The sequence below is a fragment of the Pseudomonas sp. ArH3a genome (genome assembly GCF_022648765.1).
Taxonomy (GTDB): domain Bacteria; phylum Pseudomonadota; class Gammaproteobacteria; order Pseudomonadales; family Pseudomonadaceae; genus Aquipseudomonas.
On record NZ_CP080330.1, the window covers coordinates 4858669 to 4878334 of the forward strand.

Consider the following 19666-nt stretch of genomic DNA (forward strand, 5'->3'; position numbering starts at 1 on the left):
TAATACCTAAAGGCCAAGCCAGATCGAAAAAACTATCGCGTCGCCGAAAAAAAATTTCACGCGGGCACCACGGTCACCCAATAACGCGTTCTTTGTTCGATACGCACCGGCAAGGTATTGGCGACCAACGCCAGCGCTGCATCGGTATCGTCCAGCTGGAAACTGCCAGTGATGCGCAGGCCCGCCACCGCTTCGCTGCAACGCAAGAAGCCTTGGCGATAGCGCGAAAGTTCGGCCAGCAATTGGTCCAGGCGCATGCGTTCGGCGGGCAGGATGCCGCGCATCCAGGCCTGGGCCAGCAACACATCGATAGGGCTCGGGCGCCCTGCTCCACGCTCATCAACCTTGAGTTGCCAGCCCGCCTGCAACGGCACCGGTGTCGGCTGATGCCGCGTGCTCACCTGCGCCAGCCCGCGCAAAACCGTCACCTGCGTGCCTTGGTGATCATGGCGCACCAACAGGTGGGCGCCATGGCTGTAGAGCACCGCGTTGGGGGTCAGCAGTTCCAATGACGCGGAACCTGCCGGGGTATCCAGGGCCAACTCGCCCTCGACCAACTGCACACTGCGCCGCCCGGCGCTCAAGTCCAGGTTTACCGCACTGGCGGTGTTCAGCCACAGCGAATAGCCATCGGCCAAGGCCCAGCGCCGCCGCTCACCCACACGGGTGCGATAGCTGGCCAATGCCGAACGTACCAGCGTGGAATCCGCCGCTTGCCAGGACATTCCACCGAGCAGCCCCAACGCCAGCAGGCACTTGAGCACCTGACGACGGCGCTGTGGATCGGCCCCCGCCAACTGCAACGCCCGACGCGCCGTAGCATCGGCTAACAAGTTGGCGCCCGGCTGAAGCAACAGAGGCAAGCCACTGACCCGCTGCCACGCGTACTCATGCTCGGCACTGGCCTGGCGCCACACCTGCAAGGCCTGGTGATCACTGACACTCATCAAGCCGGACTGCAGCTGCACCAGCCAATCAATGGCAGTGTCGCGCACGCGAGGATCAACCGCGGCGCCACTCATTCGAACCGGCTCGCGTAGCAAACACTGAACGCCTTGCCCATGGCGCGCTGCACCTGCGCCACCGTCAGGCTCAACTGCGCGGCGATCTGCGGATAGGTCAGGCCATCGAGCTGGGACAAAAAGAAAATCTGCCGCACCCGCGCCGACAACCCGACCAGCAGCGAATCGAGCTGCAACAACGTCTCGATCATCAAGTGCCGCTCCTCCGGCGACGGCTCCTCGCCCACCGGCCGCGCCGCCAACGCTTCCAGATACGCCCGCTCGATCGCCTGGCGACGCCAGCGATTGATCAGCAAACCATTGGCGATGGTGGCCAGAAACGCCATGGGCTGGCGCAGCTCGTGTACATCTTCCTTGGAGCGCAACACGCGGATAAAGGTGTCGTGTGCCAGGTCTTCGGCATCGGCACTGTGCCCCAAACGCCGATGCAGCCAGCCCCGAAGCCAGCCATGGTGATTCGCATACAACTGGGCGACCGGCGAGGCGATGCTGTCGTCGTGCATGTCAGATCCGCATTAAATGATAATGCTTCTCATTTTATGGCTTTATGGTGGGCGTTGTATAGGGGCTGGGATCGCTGCCATGGGCCAAATCCAAGGCAAAAAAAAGCCTGCATCTCTGCAGGCTTTTCTCTATCTGGCTCCACGACCTGGACTCGAACCAGGGACCCAATGATTAACAGTCATTTGCTCTACCAACTGAGCTATCGCGGAATGCGCCGTATGTTACTGATTAAAAAGAAGAAGTCAAGCACTGAAGGTGCACTCAGCCGAATTCCTACAAATGACCGCTGCAACCTTCTACACCGGGCTGGCCATTTCCTTGGCCAGATCCAGCCAGGCGCGGGCCGCCGGCGGCAGGTGCGCGCTGGCGCGCCAGACCAGGGCGATGTGCCAATCGGTGTGGGGTTCGTCCAAGGGGATCAGGGCGATGCCGGGGTGTTGGTGTTTGTGCGCGAGCATGCGTGGCAGGAAGGCGACGCCCAACCCTGCGGAAACCAGGTCGACGATAAAGTCGATTTGCCCACTGCGGGCGGTGACCCGAGGCGTGACGCCTTTGCGTTCGCAGGCGGCGAGGATTTTGGCGTTCAGGGCAAAACCGGCTTCGAACAAGATGAACGGTGAATCGGCCAGGTCAGTGAAGTCGATGCGTTTGCGTCGGGCCAGTGGGTGGCTCATGGGCAACACGGCCATCAGCGGTTCATTGCGCACGGGTTGGTAGTCGAAGCCTTCGTCCGCCGGCAGTAGCAAGGCCGCCAGGTCGACCTCCCCGGCCTCGAGGCATTCGCGCAGGCGTTTGCTGCCGTATTCGGTGAGTTCGATGTCGATGTCGGGGTAGCGCGTGCGATAGGCGGCGAACATCGCCGCAAACAATACGCCGCAGCCGACCGGTGGCAAGCCGATGCGCAGCACGCCGCGCTTGAGGCCGCGCAGGTCGTTGATCTCGGCCACCAGGTCGTTGTGCTCGGCGAGCAACACCAGTGCGCGGCGGTAGGCAATTTCGCCGGCGGCGGTCAGTTCATTCTTGTGGCCGAGGCGATTGAGCAGCGGCGTGCCCAATTCATCTTCCAGCGTCTTGACCGCCTTGCTCACCGTGGATTGGGTCAACGCCACTACGTCAGCCGCTTGGGAGAAGCCGCCCTGGCGCACCACCTCAACAAAGGCACGCAATGTTCGCAGGTTCATCGGTATTCCCTTAGCGACTGGATGCTAGTAATAAAAGTTGTTTTTATCATGCCAGCTTTTTGCTTATCGTGGAGCAACCTTGCTCTGTGGAGAACCCGTTCATGATCATCTCGTCCGCCTCCGACTACCGTGCCGCCGCCAAGCGCAAGCTGCCGCGCTTTCTGTTCGATTACATCGACGGTGGCGCGTACGCCGAGCACACGCTGCGTGCCAACAGTTCGGACCTGGCCGAGATCAGCCTGCGCCAGCGCGTCCTGCGCAATGTCGACAACCTGAGCCTGAAAACCACCCTGTTCGGCCAGGAGTTGGCCATGCCGGTGATCCTCAGCCCCGTCGGCCTGACCGGCATGTACGCACGGCGCGGTGAAGTGCAGGCGGCCAAGGCCGCGGCGAACAAGGGCATCCCGTTCTGCCTGTCGACGGTGTCGGTGTGTTCGATTGAAGAAGTGGCGTCGCAAAGCCCGCAGTCGATCTGGTTCCAGCTGTATGTGCTCAAGGACCGCGGCTTTATGCGCAACGCCCTGGAGCGGGCACAGGCCGCCGGGGTGACCACGCTGGTGTTCACCGTCGACATGCCCACGCCGGGTGCGCGTTACCGCGATGCGCACTCGGGCATGTCCGGGCCGTTCGCGGCTTCGCGACGCATGCTGCAGGCCATCACCAAGCCGCAATGGGCCTTCGATGTAGGGTTGATGGGCCGCCCGCACGACTTGGGCAATATCTCCAAATACCTCGGCAAGCCGACCCACCTGGAAGATTACATCGGCTGGCTGGCGAACAATTTCGACCCCTCGATCAGCTGGAAAGACCTGGAGTGGATCCGCGAGTTCTGGAAAGGCCCGATGATCATCAAAGGCATACTCGACCCCCAGGACGCAAAGGATGCCGTGAGTTTCGGCGCCGACGGTATCGTCGTCTCCAACCACGGCGGCCGTCAGTTGGACGGCGTGCTGTCCACCGCCAAAGCGCTGCCACCGATTGCCGAGGTGGTGGGCGATGACCTCACGGTGCTGGTGGACTCCGGCATTCGCTCCGGGCTCGACGTGGTGCGCATGCTTGCCCTGGGTGCCAAGGGCTGCCTGCTGGGCCGCGCCAACGCCTATGCACTGGCTGCCGATGGCCAGCGCGGGGTGGAGAACCTGCTGGATATTTTCGCTAAGGAAATGCGCGTGGCCATGACCTTGACCGGCGTCACCTCAATCGAGCAGATCGACGCCAGCACCTTGGTTTAACCCTGCTGTTCGACGATGCCGCGCGCCTTGAGCTTGCAAGGTATTTAGAGAATCCGGGGCGATTCAACCCTGCCCAACGACCAACTGGCTGACAAGCGCTTTCGAGTTGCTTCAACAGCGGTAAGGTATGGGAGGAAAACCTACGGCGGTGCAACGCAGCGTCCTCAGTTTTCCTCAAGTCCCTTTAACTTCCGGTAGAGGGTTGCTCGCCCGATCCCCAGGCTGCGCGCAGCCGCCGAAAGGTTGCCACCGCTCGCTGCCACGGCCGTCTTGATTGCAAGCAGTTTTGCGGCCTGCAGTGTATGTGCTGCCTGTGGCGCCGAGTCTGTCATTGAGGCTGAGTCGGCGACCTTTTCAATGATTTCAAGAACGTCTTCCGACAGATGCTCCAGGCCGATCTCACCGCCATCCTCGGCCAACACGACAGCCAGGCGGAGCGTCTGGTAGAGCTGACGGACATTGCCCGGCCAGCGGTAATTCAACAGCGCTTGCAGCGCCGCGTCACTCAGCGTGAGCGGCTGGCGCGTGGCGCTTTCGGCGCGCAGCAGATGCTGAATCAGCTCCACCAAGTCCTGACGCTCGCGCAGCGCCGGTAGCGTCACACGCAGGCCGTTTATACGGTAGTAGAGGTCTTCGCGAAAGCCGTGGCTGGCGTTGAGCTGCTTGAGGTCTCGGTGAGTGGCGCAGATAAGCGCGCAATCCACGTGAATCACTTGGCTGCTGCCCAAGCGGGTAAAGCTGCGCTCCTGCAACACCCGCAGCAGACGACCTTGCAGCTCCATCGGCATGTCGCCGATCTCGTCGAGGAAGAGGGTGCCTTTGTGCGCCTGTTCAACTTTGCCGATCGCGCCACCTTTGCGGCTGCCGGTAAAGGCACCTTCGACGTGGCCGAACAGTTCCGACTCGATCAGGCTGGCCGGAATAGACGAGCAGTTGATAGCCACGAAGGCTTCTCCGGCGCGGCTGCTACCTTCGTGCAACAGGCGGGCGAAAACCTCTTTACCCGTGCCGGTCTCGCCGTTGATCAGCACGGGAATATCCCGGGCGAAGGCCTGGCGAGCGCGGGCAAGGGCACTCTGCAGCGCTGGGTCCTGCAAATACGGCGCCGCTTGCGGCAGTAGCGGCGGTTTGGCGATAGACGCAGGCAAAGGTTCCTGCCTCAACGCCCGCTCCGTTTTAAGAACGGGGCCTAGGGTAATGCACGCGTGCAGTTCGCCACCGTGATGCGTGCGCAGCCGCAGCGGTGCACTGAGATCGTGGCGGCGGTAGCAGGCGGCGTGAGCGAAGGGCATGTCGAACAGCTCAGCAAAATCCAGACCGACCGGAACCTCGCTTAACTGCAACAGCTGACCAGCAGCGCGGTTAGCGCAGCGCAGCTTACCGGCCTGGTCGAAACCCATCAGGCCTTCCAACGGGGTGCCGAGAATATCCATCCGCAGGTGCAGGTGCACCAGCAGTAAGTCGCTGAGCTGGCTAAACATACGATTTTCAATCGCACTGGCGGTTAGCAACAAGGACTCCCGCGCGTTAATCAAGGGCGCGCGGTGTTTGCTGCTCGCGTCCAGCACCCCGACGATGGCGCCGTCCGGGCCGAAAATCGGCGTGGCAAAACAGCAAAAGTCGCGCGCTTCCTCCAGGTAGTGTTCCCCGCCCACGAAGAGCACGGAGTCACGCTCGGTCAGAGCGCAACTCGGCGCGGTGGTACCGACGTTTTGCTCGGAAATCTGCGCGCCAACCCGAAACACCTGATTCAACTCCTGGTTGTCTGAGCTGCGGCTGCCCAGGCTGTTGAGCACCACACCTTGCAAGTCGAGGCAGACTAGCACCCAGTCCTTGCGTGACAGGGAGGCGTGTAGTTGCTCCATCTCGGGCGTGGCACAGGTCAGCAACAGGCGATTGCTTTCGATAATTTGGGCACGGCTGGCGACTACAGGCGCATTCAGACGGTCGCGATGACTCAGACCGTAGCTTTGCGAACGTTCCCAGGACCTCTCGACCATCAACGAGTCGAGGAAATACTTGCGCGCGGGGGGGACTGCGGAGTCGGTGACGTTATGCATGAAATGCGCCTCGCAAGCTAATGTCTCAAAATAGGCCAGTCCGCCCCTGTTGCGATGTCTCAATTTGAGTCAGTCGTACAGGTGGGGCAGTCATACGCTTTCCTCGAAAAATATTATCCCTATAATAATCATCCACCTACAGATATTTTTTTAGAACTCAAAAGTGGCACAGGCTCTGCTTAATGACTTGCTGTGAGGTCGGATAAGCACCCGTCACTACGTTCTAACATAAACAAAAACAATAAAGGTGATGTTATGAAAATGAGCTCAGAGCTGGCTCTGCGCCGTCCCATCTGCCCGTCAACCCGACGCGGCATGGTGCATCTGTTGCAAGCTGCGTTGTTCGGCTTGCTAGGTAGCCTATCCTACGGCGCTTCAGCTGTGGACGTGGATGCCGGCGATTACACCGCATTTCCCGAAGGCACCAACCTGGGCATGCTCTACGGCCAACATGCCGAACGCAACTCACTGTATGCAAACGGCCACAAAGCGCCAATCGACGCTGGTCTGAATTCCAATATCGGCATTGTGCGTGGCGTGCACTTCACCAAGATTGGCGATTACATCGTCGACCCACAGTTCCTCCTCCCATTCGGCAACGTGCAAGCTAAGGACGATGTCAAAGATTTGGGCAGCGCCAGCGGCACCGGCGACTTGACCCTGGCCGCCACCGTCTGGCTGATAAATGAACCTGACAAGCGGCGTTACTTCGGCATCACGCCGTTCCTATATATACCCATCGGCAGCTATGACAACAACCACGCGATCAACCTCGGTGAGAACCGCTGGAAGTTCGCCCTGCAGGCTGGATACATCACCGGGCTGAGCGACAAGCTGACCCTCGACCTGATCGGCGACGTGACGCTCTTCGGCAACAACAATGACTACGGCGCCCAGAGCGTCACGCAGAAACAGAACGCCCTGTATCAAGGCCAAGCATTCCTTCGCTACAACTTCACCGACAAGTTTGATGTGCGTGTTGGGGTATCGAAGTTTTGGGGCGGTGAAAGCAATATCGACAGCCAGGACATGCACGACAAACCTAATACCAGCAAATACACAGTAGGCGCGGCGTACTTCGTTACCCCTAGCACCCAACTGATGGTCAATTACGGCCGTGACATGGCAGTTGAAAACGGCTTCAAGGAGGACAGCCGCATCAACTTGCGGATCCTTCAAATATTCTAGTGCTACTTGCCAGCAAAGGTCTCATTCCAATTACAAGACAGGAGTCCTGCGTTTATGAATACGCAGTCTGCATCGCAACTATTCGCGGGCTTAGCTCTCGCCCTGATGATGCCATTGGCCGTCGCGACCCAGGTCGACGAGGCCGCCATTATCGCCAGCAAGAAAGACGGCAGCCAATGGCTCAGCAATGGCCGAACCTATGAAGAACAACGCTTCAGCCCACTGGACCAGATCACTGAACAAAACGCCGACAAGCTCGGTCTGGCCTGGTCTCTGGACCTTGATAACCACCGTGGTCTGGAGGCAACGCCGCTGTTCGTCGACGGCGTGCTCTTCGCCTCGCTGTCATGGAGCCGCGCGATTGCCGTCGATGCGCACACCGGCAAAACACTCTGGAGCTTCGACCCGCAGGTTGCCCGCGACAAGGCCCGTGATGCTTGCTGCGACGCGGTAAACCGCGGCGTGGCGTTGTGGAACGGCAAGGTGTTTATAGGCACGCTGGACGGCCGACTCATCGCCCTTGACGCCAAAACCGGCAAGCAAGTCTGGAGTCAGCAGACCACTGACATCAGCAAGCCATACACCATCACCGGCGCGCCGCGCGTGGTGAAAGGCAAGGTGATCATTGGCAACGGCGGCGCCGAGTACGGCGTGCGCGGCTACTTCTCCGCCTACGACGCCGAGACCGGCAAAATGGCTTGGCGCTTCTACACGGTGCCCGGCGACCCAAGCAAGCCATACGAAAACCCGGAGTTGGTTGAAGCCGCTAAGACCTGGAAGGGCGACCAGTACTGGAAGTTCGGCGGCGGCGGTACCGCGTGGGACAGCATGGCCTACGACCCGGAAATGAACCTGCTGTACGTCGGCACCGGTAACGGCTCTCCGTGGAACCGCGAGCTGCGCAGCCCGGGCGGCGGCGACAACCTGTACCTGTCCTCGATCCTCGCCATCAACCCGGAGACCGGGCGACTGGCGTGGCACTATCAAGTGACACCGGGCGACTCCTGGGACTTCACTGCCACGCAGCAGATCACCTTGGCAACCCTGGAAATTGCCGGTAAACCGCGCAAGGTACTCATGCAGGCGCCAAAAAACGGGTTCTTCTATGTGCTCGACCGCCAGACCGGCGAACTGCTCTCTGCCGAGAAGTTCGGCAAGGTCACCTGGGCCGAGAAAGTCGATCTGGCCAGCGGCAAGCCGGTAGAGGTACCCGGTTCGCGTTACGAGAAAGAGACAATTGTGATGTGGCCGAGCCCCTTTGGCGCACACAACTGGCACTCAATGTCGTTCAACCCGCAAACCGGTTTGGTCTATTTCCCTTACCAGGAGATTCCCGGCGTCTATCGCAACGAAGGCAAAAACTTCGTCAAGCGCAACGCCTTCAACACCGGCGCTGCGTTCTATGACACCACGGAGATTCCTCGCGAGGCCGTCTCCGGTGCGCTGGTGGCGTGGGACCCCGTCAAACAGAAAGAAGCCTGGCGCGTTCCGTACACCCACTATTGGAATGGCGGCACCCTGACCACTGCCGGCAACCTGGTGTTTCAGGGCACCGCGGACGGTGACCTCATTGCTTACTCTGCTAACAAAGGGAAGAGGCTCTGGTCGTTCGCCGCACAGACCGGCATCGTCGCCGCGCCAATGACCTACAGCCTTGACGGTGAACAGTACGTCGCATTGATGGCTGGCTGGGGTGGTGTAGCCCCGCTTATCGGTGGCGATGCTTCCTTGGCACCCGGGGTCGGCAACATCAGCCGTCTGTTGGTCTTCAAACTCAACGGCAAGGCCGCCCTCCCACCGCTGCCAGAGAAAGTGGCAACTGCGGTAACACGCATACCCGGACCGGTCCAAGCGTCTGCTGCGGATATCACCGCCGGCAAGCAGCTATACGGCACTTACTGCACCGTATGCCACGGTGTGGGCGTGGTCAGCGGCGGTTTAATACCGGACCTGCGCAAGTCGGACGACGCGCGCCGCGCCATGTTCCAGCAGATCGTCCTCGATGGCGTGCTGCGTCCTCTGGGCATGCCCTCCTTCAAGGACAGCCTGAAACCGGCAGATGTCCAAAAGATCAAGGACTACGTCATTAGCCAGGAATACGCCGCGTACCTGAAGTCGCAAGAACCAGCAGCGGCCAAAGCCACACCGTAATGACGGAACGGTAACGCGTTGACGGCGAGTTAGCATGACCGAGACTCGCCGTCATGTACGGTAAGAATGTGCACTAAACATTTGAAGCTAGTCACTCCAACGTAATAAGGAACTCAATCATGTGGACCAAACCTGCTTACACCGATCTGCGTATCGGCTTTGAAGTCACCATGTACTTCGCCAACCGTTGACGCTCCGCGTGGCGCTACGCTTCCTCAAGCGACGCGCCACGTTATTTTTGGCCCGTTAACACGGGCTTTTTTTTGCCCCGGTCGCGCGCCAGCGAGGGTTGCCTACAGGAACCGACCATGTTCATCCGGATTCTTGGCTCAGCCGCAGGCGGCGGCTGTCCTTAGTGGAGCTGCAACTGCCGCCATTGCCGCGGCGTGCGCGAGGGCACCTTGCACGCGCAGCCACGTCCCCAGTCTTGCATCGCGCTTTCCGACGATGGTGTGCACTGGACTCATCAATCACGCCTGGACAGTTGGCCGCAGCACTACCCTTGGATCGACCTCGCCGGCTGCGCCTATTTCCGCCAACGCCTGGGCCAAGCGCACCGCAATGCTGGCCGGCTCCAAGAAGGCTTTTGCCCAGAAATTAGCGATGGCCCGCGCGGTGAAAGCCCAAGGCTACCCGATGGTGCTGAACTTCCTCCCCATCGGTACAACATCGACCGCATCATCGGACTGTGCGTCGCCCTGGAAGCCGACTTCGTAGAGCTTGCCACCTGCCAGTTCTACGGCTGGGCCGAGCTAAATCGCGTCGGCCTGTCAGCGATCAAAACGCAACCGGTGCGCGACGAGCGCATCACCGACGACTACCGCGCCAAACTCGAAGCCCAAGGCCATCCCTGCAAGCTGATCTTTGTAACGCCGGACTATTACGAAGAGCGCCCGAAAGCGTGCATGAATGGTTGGGGAAATAACACGCCTGTCAGGGCATCGCCAGCCTGACCTTTCGCAACGCGCGTGAATCGCGTCTGATCGCCAAGCCGTAAGCCTCGGGCGTCCCAGCGCAACATAGATTGTTTGCGATGGCAGATGCGCGTTTATCGCCTATCAGCCATCGCGGCTAATCCCAATTCTTACGGCTCGTTACCCATCTGCGCAATGCTGATATCACGCATGATGAATTTCTGGACCTTGCCGGTCACGGTCATCGGAAACTCGTCGACGAACTTGAAATGCCGAGGGGTCTTGAAGTTTGCGATGCGCTCCTTGCACCAGGCTTGCAGCTCCTGCTCGGTGGCGCTGTGACCGGGGTGGAGCTTGATCCACGCGACGATTTTTTCGCCGAATCGGGTGCAGGGAATGCCAATCACCTGCACGTCTGCAACCGCAGGGTGGGTGATAAAGAATTCCTCCAACTCACGGGGGTAAACATTCTCACCTCCTCGGATGATCATGTCCTTGTTGCGCCCGGCGATGCGCACATAGCCCTCGTCATCCATGCTTGCCAAGTCACCGGTGTGCATCCAGCCAGCACGGTCAATGGCTTCTGCGGTGCCCTGCGGGTTGTGCCAGTAACCAACCATCACGCTATAACCGCGGGTGCACAGCTCACCAATGGTGCCGCGCGGCACCAGGTTGCCGGCGTCGTCGATGATCTTGCTTTCGAGGTGCGGCTGGGTTCTGCCCACGGTGGTGACGCGCATGTCCAGATTGTCGTGCGGCCCTGTCTGAAGCGACACCGGGCTGGTTTCGGTCATGCCATAGGCAATCTGTACTTCGTGCATGTGCATCTCGTCGATGACCCGGCGCATGATTTCAATCGGGCAAATCGCCCCGGCCATGATGCCGGTGCGCAGGCTCGACAGATCGAGCTCAGCGCGGCCCGGCTGATCGAGCATGGCGATAAACATGGTCGGCACACCGTACAGGGCCGTGGCCTTTTCTTCGGCGACCGTGGTGAGTGTGATGAGTGGGTCGAAGCCGTCACTGGGATAAATCATGGTGGTGCCATGGGTCAGGCAGGCGAGGTTGCCAACCACCATGCCAAAGCAGTGATAAAGGGGCACCGGGATCACCAAACGGTCCTCTGCGGCCAGCCCCAGGCTTTCGCCAACCATGTAGCCGTTGTTCAGAATGTTGTAATGGCTGAGGGTGGCGCCCTTGGGGAACCCGGTCGTTCCGGAGGTGAACTGGATATTGACCGCTTGATCGAAGTGCAGGCTGTTCTGACGCTCGCTCAGTTGTTCGCTCGGCACGCTGGCTGCCAACTCCCCCAGTTTCGACCACGATAGGAAGCCCGCCGGGGGCTGGGCTTGCAGGCTAATTAAGCCGCGCAACTCCGGTAGGCGCTCACTTCGTAGTTGGCCGGTCGGTTGTGCCGCTAACTCAGGCAGCAAGCTTTGCAGCATTGCATGGTAGTCGGAGGTCTTGAACGCACCGGCGCACAACAACCACTGGCAACCGGACAGCTTGAGTGCGTATTCGAGTTCGGTAGTTCGGTAGGCGGGGTTGATACAGACCAGCACCACGCCGATCTTCGCCGTGGCGAATTGCGCAATGCACCACTGCGCGCAATTGGGCGCCCAAACGCCGAGCCGGTCGCCGGTTTTCAAACCCAGGGCCAGCAGTGCTCTGGCGTAAAGGTCTACTGCGTCGCCCAATTGCTGCCAGGTATAACGTAACTGCTGATGGCGAACCACCAGCGCTTCGCCGCCGGGGAATTGCGCTACGGTCTGATCGAGTGCCTGGCCAATGGTCATGGTCAGCAACGCTTTGTTTTGAACGCCGCGGGTGTAACTTTGCTGCGGCTTGTCACTGTCTTGATGCATGACGTTTCCTTTGTTTTTATCGTTCTAAGACGGAGTTGCGCGTGCCAGTTGCGCTGATAGCTGAGTGATGAAGACGGGCTGGCGAGCCGCAGAGAATAAAAATAGGCTGAGGCGTTTTCGGGCTGCCCCAACCTGAAAGGGTTACAACTTGATCATCACCGTCTTTAGTTCCGTGTAGTGGTCAATAGCTGCCGCCCCCATTTCGCGGCCGACGCCGGAAAGCTTGTAGCCGCCGAAGGGCAGGACAGGGTCAAGGGCGGTATGGCAGTTGACCCAGACCGAACCCGACTTGATACGCGGGATCATGCGGTGCACCGCGCTCATGTCGTTGGACCAGATGCTGGCGCCCAGGCCGTAGGGGTTGTCGTTAGCCAGGCGCACGGCTTCATCGATGTCATCGAACGGCATGGCCACCAGCACCGGGCCGAAGATTTCTTCCTGCACCAGGCGGTGCTTCTGATCGACGTCGACGATAACGGTAGGTTGGACGAAGTAACCAGGGCCCTGCTTTTCGCCGCCGCACGCAATGGTGGCGCCCAGTTCGCGGCCCGTTTCGATGTAGTTGTACACCCGGTCTTGTTGCTTGGCGGAGATCAGCGGCCCGATGTCCGCGCTAGGGTCCAGGCCACTGCCCAACCTCATGCCATTGGCGATATCGACGATGCCGCCAACCACGCGGTCGAAGTGTTTGCGCTGCACATAAAGACGCGATCCGGCACAGCACACCTGGCCCTGGTTGAAGAAGATGGCGTTGGCAGCGCCGGCGGTGGCCTCCTGCAAGTCGGCGTCGGCCAGCACGATGGTGGGCGATTTACCACCCAGTTCCAGGGTGACGCGCGTCATATTGTCCATGGCGACCTTGCCGACCTGCTTGCCTACCTCTGTGGAGCCAGTGAAGGTCAGTTTGTCCACGCCTGGATGACGGGTAAGTGCTGCGCCGGCCTGGAGGCCGGTGCCGGTGACGACGTTGAAGACACCGGCGGGGTAGCCCGCCTCAAGTACCAGTTCGGCCAGTTTCAAGGCGCTCAGCGGGGTTTCGTCGGCAGGCTTGAGCACCAGGCTGCAACCAGTGGCCAGGGCCGGGCCGAGCTTCCAGCAGGCCAGCATGAAGGGGAAGTTCCAGGCGACGATGGCGCCGACAACGCCCACCGCCTCGCGGCGGATGAACGCGTGGAATTCGCCGCCGGCCATCAGTGGCAAAGACGGATCTACCGTGGTGCCGGAGAGTTTGGTGGCCCAGCCAGCCATATAGCGCAGGGAGTCGACGGACAGTTGCACGTCAACCAAGCGCGCCATCTGCGCGCTTTTACCGTTGTTCAGGCATTCCAACTCAGCGATTACCTGGGCGTCGCGCTCAATCAGGTCGGCCAGACGCCACAACAGGTTTTGCCGCTCACGTGGACGTGTGCGGCTCCACGCCGAGTCATCGAAAGCACGGCGTGCGGCCTGCACCGCGCAGTCTACGTCGACGTGATCGGCCGACGGTACATCCAGCAAGCGTTCACCGGTGGCGGGGTTGCGCACGACCATGGTCGCTCCGCTGGCGGCGTCTATCCATCCAGCGCCAATCAGCATTTGAGGTCGCTTGGAGAGGAATTCGATGGTCTTGGAATGCAGCGGTACGTGTTCCATGGGCGAGGCCTCATTGTTGTGGATGTAGTAAAAGTCCGAGGAGCAAGGCCCATGCCAGCCCTACCCAAGTGGCGCGAGCCCAGGGCTGCGGCCTTTTCAGGCCCCAGCCAGGCGTAACGGTCGCGACGCGCGGTGTATTGGGCTTATACAGCTGTCTCAAAGTGAGACACCGGCAGCCCCGTGCAGGCGACCAACTCGCGCTAGGCCAGCTCGCCATCAACCCGCTGGCGGGCGCGTTACTAAAGCCGAGGGCCGTTTTCGCGAAGCCATTCGTTTCATGCACGCCTATGGCAATGCCTGAGCCGACAATGGCGTGCGCCTCTCAAAACGTGCGCACACCTGCACAGCCCCGTTAAGGGATCGCGCGACCGAATCTTGCGTCGACAAAGGCATCATTTCCGTCCTGTTGGTTAATGAGGCCCTGCGGAGTGGCGGCGCGGGCATAACGAGGCGGCGCTACGGGTGCAGGCCTGCATACTCCCTGATCTGCTCATCAAGCCGTTTGCGTAGGTGCGCGGGCTCGATTTAGTCAGTAAACAACCCGGCCCACATGCGTTAAACGAGCGGCTGTAGAAAGACTCGATATCCCGCAAACCTTTAACCCTGAGTTTGATGTGCCAACTCCCAATCAGGACGGGGGCGGTGACATCACCTATATTTGGGCACAAGGAAAGTGGCACTGCCTGGCTGTCGCTCTGGGCCTCTGCATGCGCCAGAGCATGAGTCGCCGGGAAATTGCTGGGACACTCCGTTCACTCCGCTCAAGAGCGTCAGCCCAATCTGACCCGTGCGGGGATTGGCCAATAGGATTGGGCGCTGACGCTACCTGGCATCGCCGGGCCCAGCATCTGCGACCTGATAGGGGCCTCGTTCGGGAAACGCTACGGCAATCGCCAAGCCCCCATCGGGTGTGGCAGAGGTGATGCGGGGAGTCGGTTGCTCGGCGCAGCGCAGTCAGAGCGAAAACTCAAGCGCTCAATCAATTGAGAGCCTCGCTCGTCAGTGCCCCGCAAGACATTCGTGAACGGCTCTGGAAAACCAAACCTGCCGACCGCTTAGGGCGCCGCAGCGTGTTCGCGTTAGGCGCACTCGGCACGGCGGTGTTCCTGCCGGTGATCGTGCTGTTCCAGAGCCCCGACAATATCTTGTGGATGCTGGTGGTGTTCGGCTTCCTATACGGGATTCCCTATGGCGTGATACCGGCGCTGTTTATTCGCGATAAACAGTTCGACCCACAAAAACAGTAAGGTCCGGCAGGTGCGTCGGGCAACATCGCAACTCAACCAGCCAAATAACTGACGTCATTAGGCAACGACCGTTTTTGACTTTAAAAATGGTCGTTGATTTATAAGGAGTTTTATTAAGTTAAACAAAGTGGCACGAATATCGCTCTAACCCCTTTCAAGCAGGTTAAGCGATGACAAGACGTGTGGCAGGGCCTAGGGGTTATAACCCCGGGCAAAGCGGTTTAGACTGTTTCCGATGTTTTACAGAACTGAAGGAGCAGTAAGACGCTTGGCATTCGCCACTCTCATCGAGCCTGTAAGACAGTTAAGTGCTTAGAGGCCGTTAGCTTATGAAATCACCAACCCAGACCAACGCAATTGACTTCGACAGTGCAAAATTGCAACGCCTGGGGTTTGGTCAACCAGCCCTTCGTCCCCGCCGCCCCGTCACTTTTAACGAACTGCGCCAGCAACTGGGCCAGCAATTGCAGACCAGCCTGGAGCCGGAGCGCATCCTTGGCCTGTTCTTTCGCGAGGTGCAACGCCTGGTGCCCCTGGACGCGTTGCACTACCGCCATGAACCCAGCGACCTGCGCCTGGAATTCGGCCATCGCGGCCACCACTCGGTGAGCTACACCTTGAGCCATGAAGGCGAGCATTTGGGCGAGCTGATATTCCGTCGCAACCAGCGCTTAATGGACGACGAACTGAGCCAGTTGGAGGCGCTGCTGGCGAGCTTGCTGTACCCGATGCGCAACGCCCTGCTCTACCGTACCGCCACCCGCAGCGCGCTGCGCGATCCATTGACCGAAACCGGCAATCGCATTGCCATGGACCAGACCCTGCAACGGGAAATCGACATGGCCCGGCGGCACCTGAGCCCGCTGTCCTTGCTGATGCTGGACATCGATCACTTCAAGAACATCAACGACACCCACGGTCATGCGGCCGGCGACAAAGTACTGCGCGCCGTGGCCGGCTCGATCAAAAGCCAACTGCGCAACGTGGACATGGTGTTTCGGTTTGGCGGGGAAGAGTTTCTAATCCTGCTGTCGAACACCGGCCGGGATGCGGCAGGCATGGTCGGCGAGCGCTTGCGCCGGGCTGCACACGCTCAGGATTACTGGGCAGATGACACCAAGATCGAATTGACGGTGAGCCTGGGCTGCTCGACCTTGCTGGCCGCCGAGTCGGCCGAAAGCCTGTTACGCCGCGCCGACAACGCCTTGTACGTGGCCAAGCGCGAAGGCCGCAACCGCTTGGCAATGGCGGGGTAAGCACCCCGCCATCACCTTTACATCACGCCTCGCTGGCGACGCGTGCCTGACGCTCGCGAATCGCTAGGGGCGCCTTTTCCTTGTCTTTCTCCTTCTCCAAACGCATGCAGCTTTCCAAAAACAGGTACATGTAGTCATAGCTTTTGCACACGGCCTGACGCAGTTCTTCCTGCAAGGTTTTGCTCGGGTTCATCCCTGCCAGGGTGCAGATTATTTCGAGCGCTTCCCACGGGTGGGCATCGTCGTACTGCGCGTGCATCTTCAACCATTTCATGGCGCGCTTGCGCTCTTCCTCAGGGAAGGCTGCCGCGTACACACCGGTCGAACACACCACGGCAGACCACTCCCCGGTCGCCCCCTCGATCGCGTAGTTGGTCGCGGCAATCGCAACGATCAACGAATCGGCCGAGCTGGTGTGCCAGCACCAATGGCTCAGTGCGTGCAATTCCGGCGGTACGTTCTGCGCTTGCAACTCTTCCAGGCTCACGCCATGGGCGCGGGCCCAATGTACCCAATAGTCGGCATGGTTCAGTTCCACGCGAATATTACGCATCAGCCACCGGCGCGCCATATCCTCCCCAGGATGGCGGGCAAACTTGGTCTTGGTGAGGTTTTGTGCCATGTACAAGGCAAACTGCTCCACCACTGGCCAGCCACCGATAAGGTAGTGGCGCATGGTCTTGGCGCTGAGCGTGTTATCGCGCATGCGCTGATACAGTTCGTGCTCGACAACTCGGCGCTTGCTCTCGCTACAGGCCTGGATCAATTGTTGCGCCCAGGCAGGGTAACTTGAGGCTTCCATAAGCGGGCCGGTTCTGTTGAAGGTGTCGATCACTGTAAGGCTCCTTTTTTAGTGTGATAGTACAGACCAGCAAATGTTTCAACGGAATGTGCCGGGCGCCTTGAATAACAGAGGCTGCGGCCGCACAGGTCGACACTGCAAGCTATCAAAGGTAAACAATTGCGGGCGTTCAATCAGGTAGCCCTGAGCGTAATCCACACCGATCTCAAGTAAAGCCTGTTCGATTTGCGGTGTTTCAACAAACTCGGCAATGGTGCGCTTACCCATGACGTGGCCGATGTGGTTGATCACCTCGACCATCGCGCGGTTAATCGGGTCGTCCAGCATATCCTTTACGAAACTTCCATCGATCTTCAGGAAGTCTACAGGTAAATGTTTGAGATAGGCGAATGAGGACATTCCGGCACAAAAGTCATCCAGTGAGAAATAGCAACCTAACGCTTTGAGTTCATTAATAAAACGAATTGCACTACCCAAATTTGCGATAGCACTGGTCTCTGTTATTTCAAAACATATCATTTCTGGCGGAATGTTATAAACCGCGAATTTCTCACGCAAAAATCCGAGAAAGTCGTCATCGCCAATAGTAATACCTGACAGATTAATCGCACACATCGCCATTGGCCGGCCTGGCCGCTCAAGCATGCAGTCGGCAATAATCTTGAACACGTTCTCTACCACCCAGCGGTCCAGCGATGTCATCAGGCCATAACGCTCGGCGGCGGGGATAAAGCTGTCCGGCAGAATGATCCGACCGGCCTCGTCGTGCAGGCGCAGCAGAATTTCCACATGCCCATTGCCGCCCTCGGTGTGGCCCAAAGGCGAAATTTCCTGCGCATACAAGCAAAACCGATTTTCCTCCAGGGCCATGTGCAGGCGCTGCACCCAAGCCATTTCGCCAAACCGCAGGGACAACTCCGAGTCATCGGCATGGTAGACCTGCACGCGGTTGCGGCCCTTTTCCTTGGCCATGTAACAGGCCATGTCGGCGGCGCGCAGCGAGGTTTCCAACGTGGTCGGGGTTTGCGAGATATGCACCAGGCCAATACTGACGGTGGTCATGAACGGTCGGCCTTTCCACACGAAATGCAGGTTTTGCACGGTATGGCGCAGGCTCTCAGCGATCTTCTCCGCAACCGGCGCCGGGCAATTCTCCAAGAGGATGCCAAACTCGTCGCCGCCCAGACGTGCCAGGGTGTCACCCTCGCGCAGGTCCGATTGCAGCAGCGCGCAGATATGCCGCAACAACTCGTCACCGGCAGCATGGCCGCAGGTATCGTTGACCAGCTTGAACTGGTCCAGGTCGAGGAACATCAACGCATGCCGAGCATTTTTCTGCCGTGCTACCCGTTGCAGCACCTGCTCCAGGCGGAACTCGAATTCGCGCCGGTTGGCCAAGCCAGTCAAGGCATCATGGGTCGCTTGCCACGACAGGTTGGCGATGTACTGGCGCTCCTGGGTCATGTCGTGCAGCACCAGCACCGCGCCACTGACCTTACCGGCACTGCGGATCGGCGCGCCCACCAGCGTCACCGAGACCGTACTGCCGTCCACGCGCTGGATCAGCTTGGAATGCTCGCTGCCGCCACTGAGTTCGCCCTTGATGATGTGCTCGATCAGGGTAAAGCCGTCAGGCTCGGCATTTTCATCGAGCAGGCTGAACAACGCGGCCAAGGGCAAGCCTTGAGCCTGGGCGGTCTTCCAGTGGGTCAGCGCCTCGGCCGCCGGGTTCATGTAGGCGATAGCGCCGTCAACATCGGTGGTGATCACGCCGTCACCAATCGACTCCAGGGTAATCTGCGCCCGCTCCTTCTCCGCTTGCAGCGCGCTGGCAAACTCATGGCGCTGGGTCAGCAGCTTGTGCGTGCGCAGCAGCGCCAGGGCGATCAGGCCCAAGGCCGTGGCCAGATTGGTGATCAACAACAGCCGCAGGATGACCCGCGAGCCCTCGCCCAAGGCATCGCTGAACGCCTTCGCCGCCGGTGTGACGCCATCGTTAATGGCCGTGATGCGCGTCTTCCAGTCCCGTACATCGTTGCTGTTGACTTGATTGGTGCGGATCGCTTGGTGCATCGCCTGAGCCAAGTCATCCAACTGCACCAGATAACCGTCGCCCACAGTCCACAGTTCAATGGCTTTTTCCAAGTAGCTGAAATGGCGAAAATTGAGGTACAGCCAGATCAGGCTGGACACGTCATCAGGGTGGTTGCCGCCCTTGAGGATGCCCAGGCGCGCGGCGGGAAGGTCGGGGCTGACGCGATCCAGGGCGACACGTAACTCATGCCCGCCCTGGGGCACGGCGATGGCTTGCTGGTATTTGAGGTAAGTGGCAGGGTCGCGATTATCGGCGTAGAGGGTCAGGTAGTAGATAGCGTCTTTCTGGCCCTTGGACCATAAGCTCTCACCCGCCACATAACCCCGCACCGCTGAAAGCACGTACAGACTGACGCTGCCTAACAATGCCTGGAACAGTACAACGGCAATAAAGGGCCAGACGATGCCCAGCAGCCGAGGTCTGATTAACGTCGCTCCGAGAGTCCGCTTCTGCTTCATGAAGTCCCTTGCACATGCACAGCTTAATACGCACGCGAAAATCCGCTCCCGATAGCACA

The 19666-nt window shown here is 59.6% G+C and carries 13 protein-coding genes, 1 tRNA gene and 3 pseudogenes; 8 read left to right on the forward strand and 9 right to left on the reverse strand.

Translation table 11 applies throughout. The features are described from left to right. Positions 1 to 56: 56 nt before the first annotated feature. From K0P33_RS22245 to K0P33_RS22260, 4 genes are all read right to left on the reverse strand, one after another. Positions 57 to 1022: a FecR domain-containing protein gene (locus tag K0P33_RS22245; protein WP_242151472.1), complete on the reverse strand. Its 966-nt coding sequence runs from the start codon at positions 1020 to 1022 to the stop codon at positions 57 to 59. Continuing rightward, the gene (locus tag K0P33_RS22250; RefSeq protein WP_083357615.1) at positions 1019 to 1525 is read right to left on the reverse strand and encodes a sigma-70 family RNA polymerase sigma factor; all 507 of its coding nucleotides are present in this window, start codon (positions 1523 to 1525) and stop codon (positions 1019 to 1021) included. Before K0P33_RS22250 ends, K0P33_RS22245 begins: the two co-directional genes overlap by 4 nt. Before the next feature lie 134 nt (positions 1526 to 1659). Beyond that, positions 1660 to 1735, reverse strand: a tRNA-Asn gene (locus K0P33_RS22255). An 87-nt stretch (positions 1736 to 1822) separates the two neighbouring features. Beyond that, a complete protein-coding gene (locus K0P33_RS22260; RefSeq protein ID WP_242151474.1) occupies positions 1823 to 2707 on the reverse strand; it encodes a LysR family transcriptional regulator in 885 nt (294 codons plus the stop codon). 101 nt (positions 2708 to 2808) lie between these two features. Here K0P33_RS22260 and lldD point away from each other — a divergent pair, with 101 nt between their 5' ends. Next, positions 2809 to 3939: an FMN-dependent L-lactate dehydrogenase LldD gene (gene lldD, locus K0P33_RS22265; protein ID WP_083357607.1), complete on the forward strand. Its 1131-nt coding sequence runs from the start codon at positions 2809 to 2811 to the stop codon at positions 3937 to 3939. Between the two features lie 164 nt (positions 3940 to 4103). Here lldD and K0P33_RS22270 read toward each other — a convergent pair whose 3' ends face one another. Continuing rightward, complete coding sequence (locus tag K0P33_RS22270) at positions 4104 to 5999, reverse strand: sigma-54-dependent Fis family transcriptional regulator (protein ID WP_242151476.1); 1896 nt, start codon at positions 5997 to 5999, stop codon at positions 4104 to 4106. A 255-nt stretch (positions 6000 to 6254) separates the two neighbouring features. Between K0P33_RS22270 and K0P33_RS22275 the strand changes: the two genes are divergently transcribed. From K0P33_RS22275 to K0P33_RS22290, 4 genes and pseudogenes are all read left to right on the forward strand, one after another. After that, on the forward strand, positions 6255 to 7187 hold the full coding sequence (locus tag K0P33_RS22275) for a transporter (protein WP_083357605.1): 933 nt from the start codon (positions 6255 to 6257) through the stop codon (positions 7185 to 7187). A 54-nt stretch (positions 7188 to 7241) separates the two neighbouring features. After that, positions 7242 to 9338 (forward strand): PQQ-dependent dehydrogenase, methanol/ethanol family, encoded by a 2097-nt coding sequence (locus K0P33_RS22280; RefSeq protein ID WP_242151479.1) that lies wholly within the window; start codon positions 7242 to 7244, stop codon positions 9336 to 9338. Positions 9339 to 9457: 119 nt separating this feature from the next. Beyond that, positions 9458 to 9529, forward strand: coding sequence for a pyrroloquinoline quinone precursor peptide PqqA (gene pqqA / locus K0P33_RS22285; RefSeq protein ID WP_003243383.1), 72 nt, complete (start codon positions 9458 to 9460; stop codon positions 9527 to 9529). 370 nt (positions 9530 to 9899) lie between these two features. After that, positions 9900 to 10261: pseudogene (locus tag K0P33_RS22290) on the forward strand (pyrroloquinoline quinone biosynthesis protein PqqE); the annotation flags it as partial. Positions 10262 to 10422: 161 nt separating this feature from the next. Here K0P33_RS22290 and K0P33_RS22295 read toward each other — a convergent pair. Further along, positions 10423 to 12117 (reverse strand): AMP-binding protein, encoded by a 1695-nt coding sequence (locus K0P33_RS22295; protein WP_083357603.1) that lies wholly within the window; start codon positions 12115 to 12117, stop codon positions 10423 to 10425. 141 nt (positions 12118 to 12258) lie between these two features. Beyond that, on the reverse strand, positions 12259 to 13749 hold the full coding sequence (locus tag K0P33_RS22300) for an aldehyde dehydrogenase family protein (protein ID WP_242151481.1): 1491 nt from the start codon (positions 13747 to 13749) through the stop codon (positions 12259 to 12261). Positions 13750 to 14259: 510 nt separating this feature from the next. Here K0P33_RS22300 and K0P33_RS22305 point away from each other — a divergent pair. The 3 genes and pseudogenes from K0P33_RS22305 to K0P33_RS22315 form a co-directional block, all read left to right on the forward strand. Then, a pseudogene (locus K0P33_RS22305) lies at positions 14260 to 14465 on the forward strand (IS3 family transposase); the annotation flags it as partial. 330 nt (positions 14466 to 14795) lie between these two features. Next, positions 14796 to 14996: pseudogene (locus K0P33_RS22310) on the forward strand (hypothetical protein); the annotation flags it as partial. 329 nt (positions 14997 to 15325) lie between these two features. Then, positions 15326 to 16252 carry a GGDEF domain-containing protein gene (locus K0P33_RS22315; RefSeq protein WP_083357601.1) on the forward strand — a complete coding sequence of 309 codons (927 nt, stop codon included), beginning with the start codon at positions 15326 to 15328 and terminating at the stop codon, positions 16250 to 16252. Positions 16253 to 16274: 22 nt separating this feature from the next. On the opposite strand, the gene K0P33_RS22320 is transcribed toward K0P33_RS22315, so the two are convergent. Next, complete coding sequence (locus K0P33_RS22320; protein ID WP_094949871.1) at positions 16275 to 17087, reverse strand: iron-containing redox enzyme family protein; 813 nt, start codon at positions 17085 to 17087, stop codon at positions 16275 to 16277. 45 nt (positions 17088 to 17132) lie between these two features. Further along, positions 17133 to 19607 carry an EAL domain-containing protein gene (locus tag K0P33_RS22325; protein WP_242151483.1) on the reverse strand — a complete coding sequence of 825 codons (2475 nt, stop codon included), beginning with the start codon at positions 19605 to 19607 and terminating at the stop codon, positions 17133 to 17135. Positions 19608 to 19666: the final 59 nt, after the last annotated feature.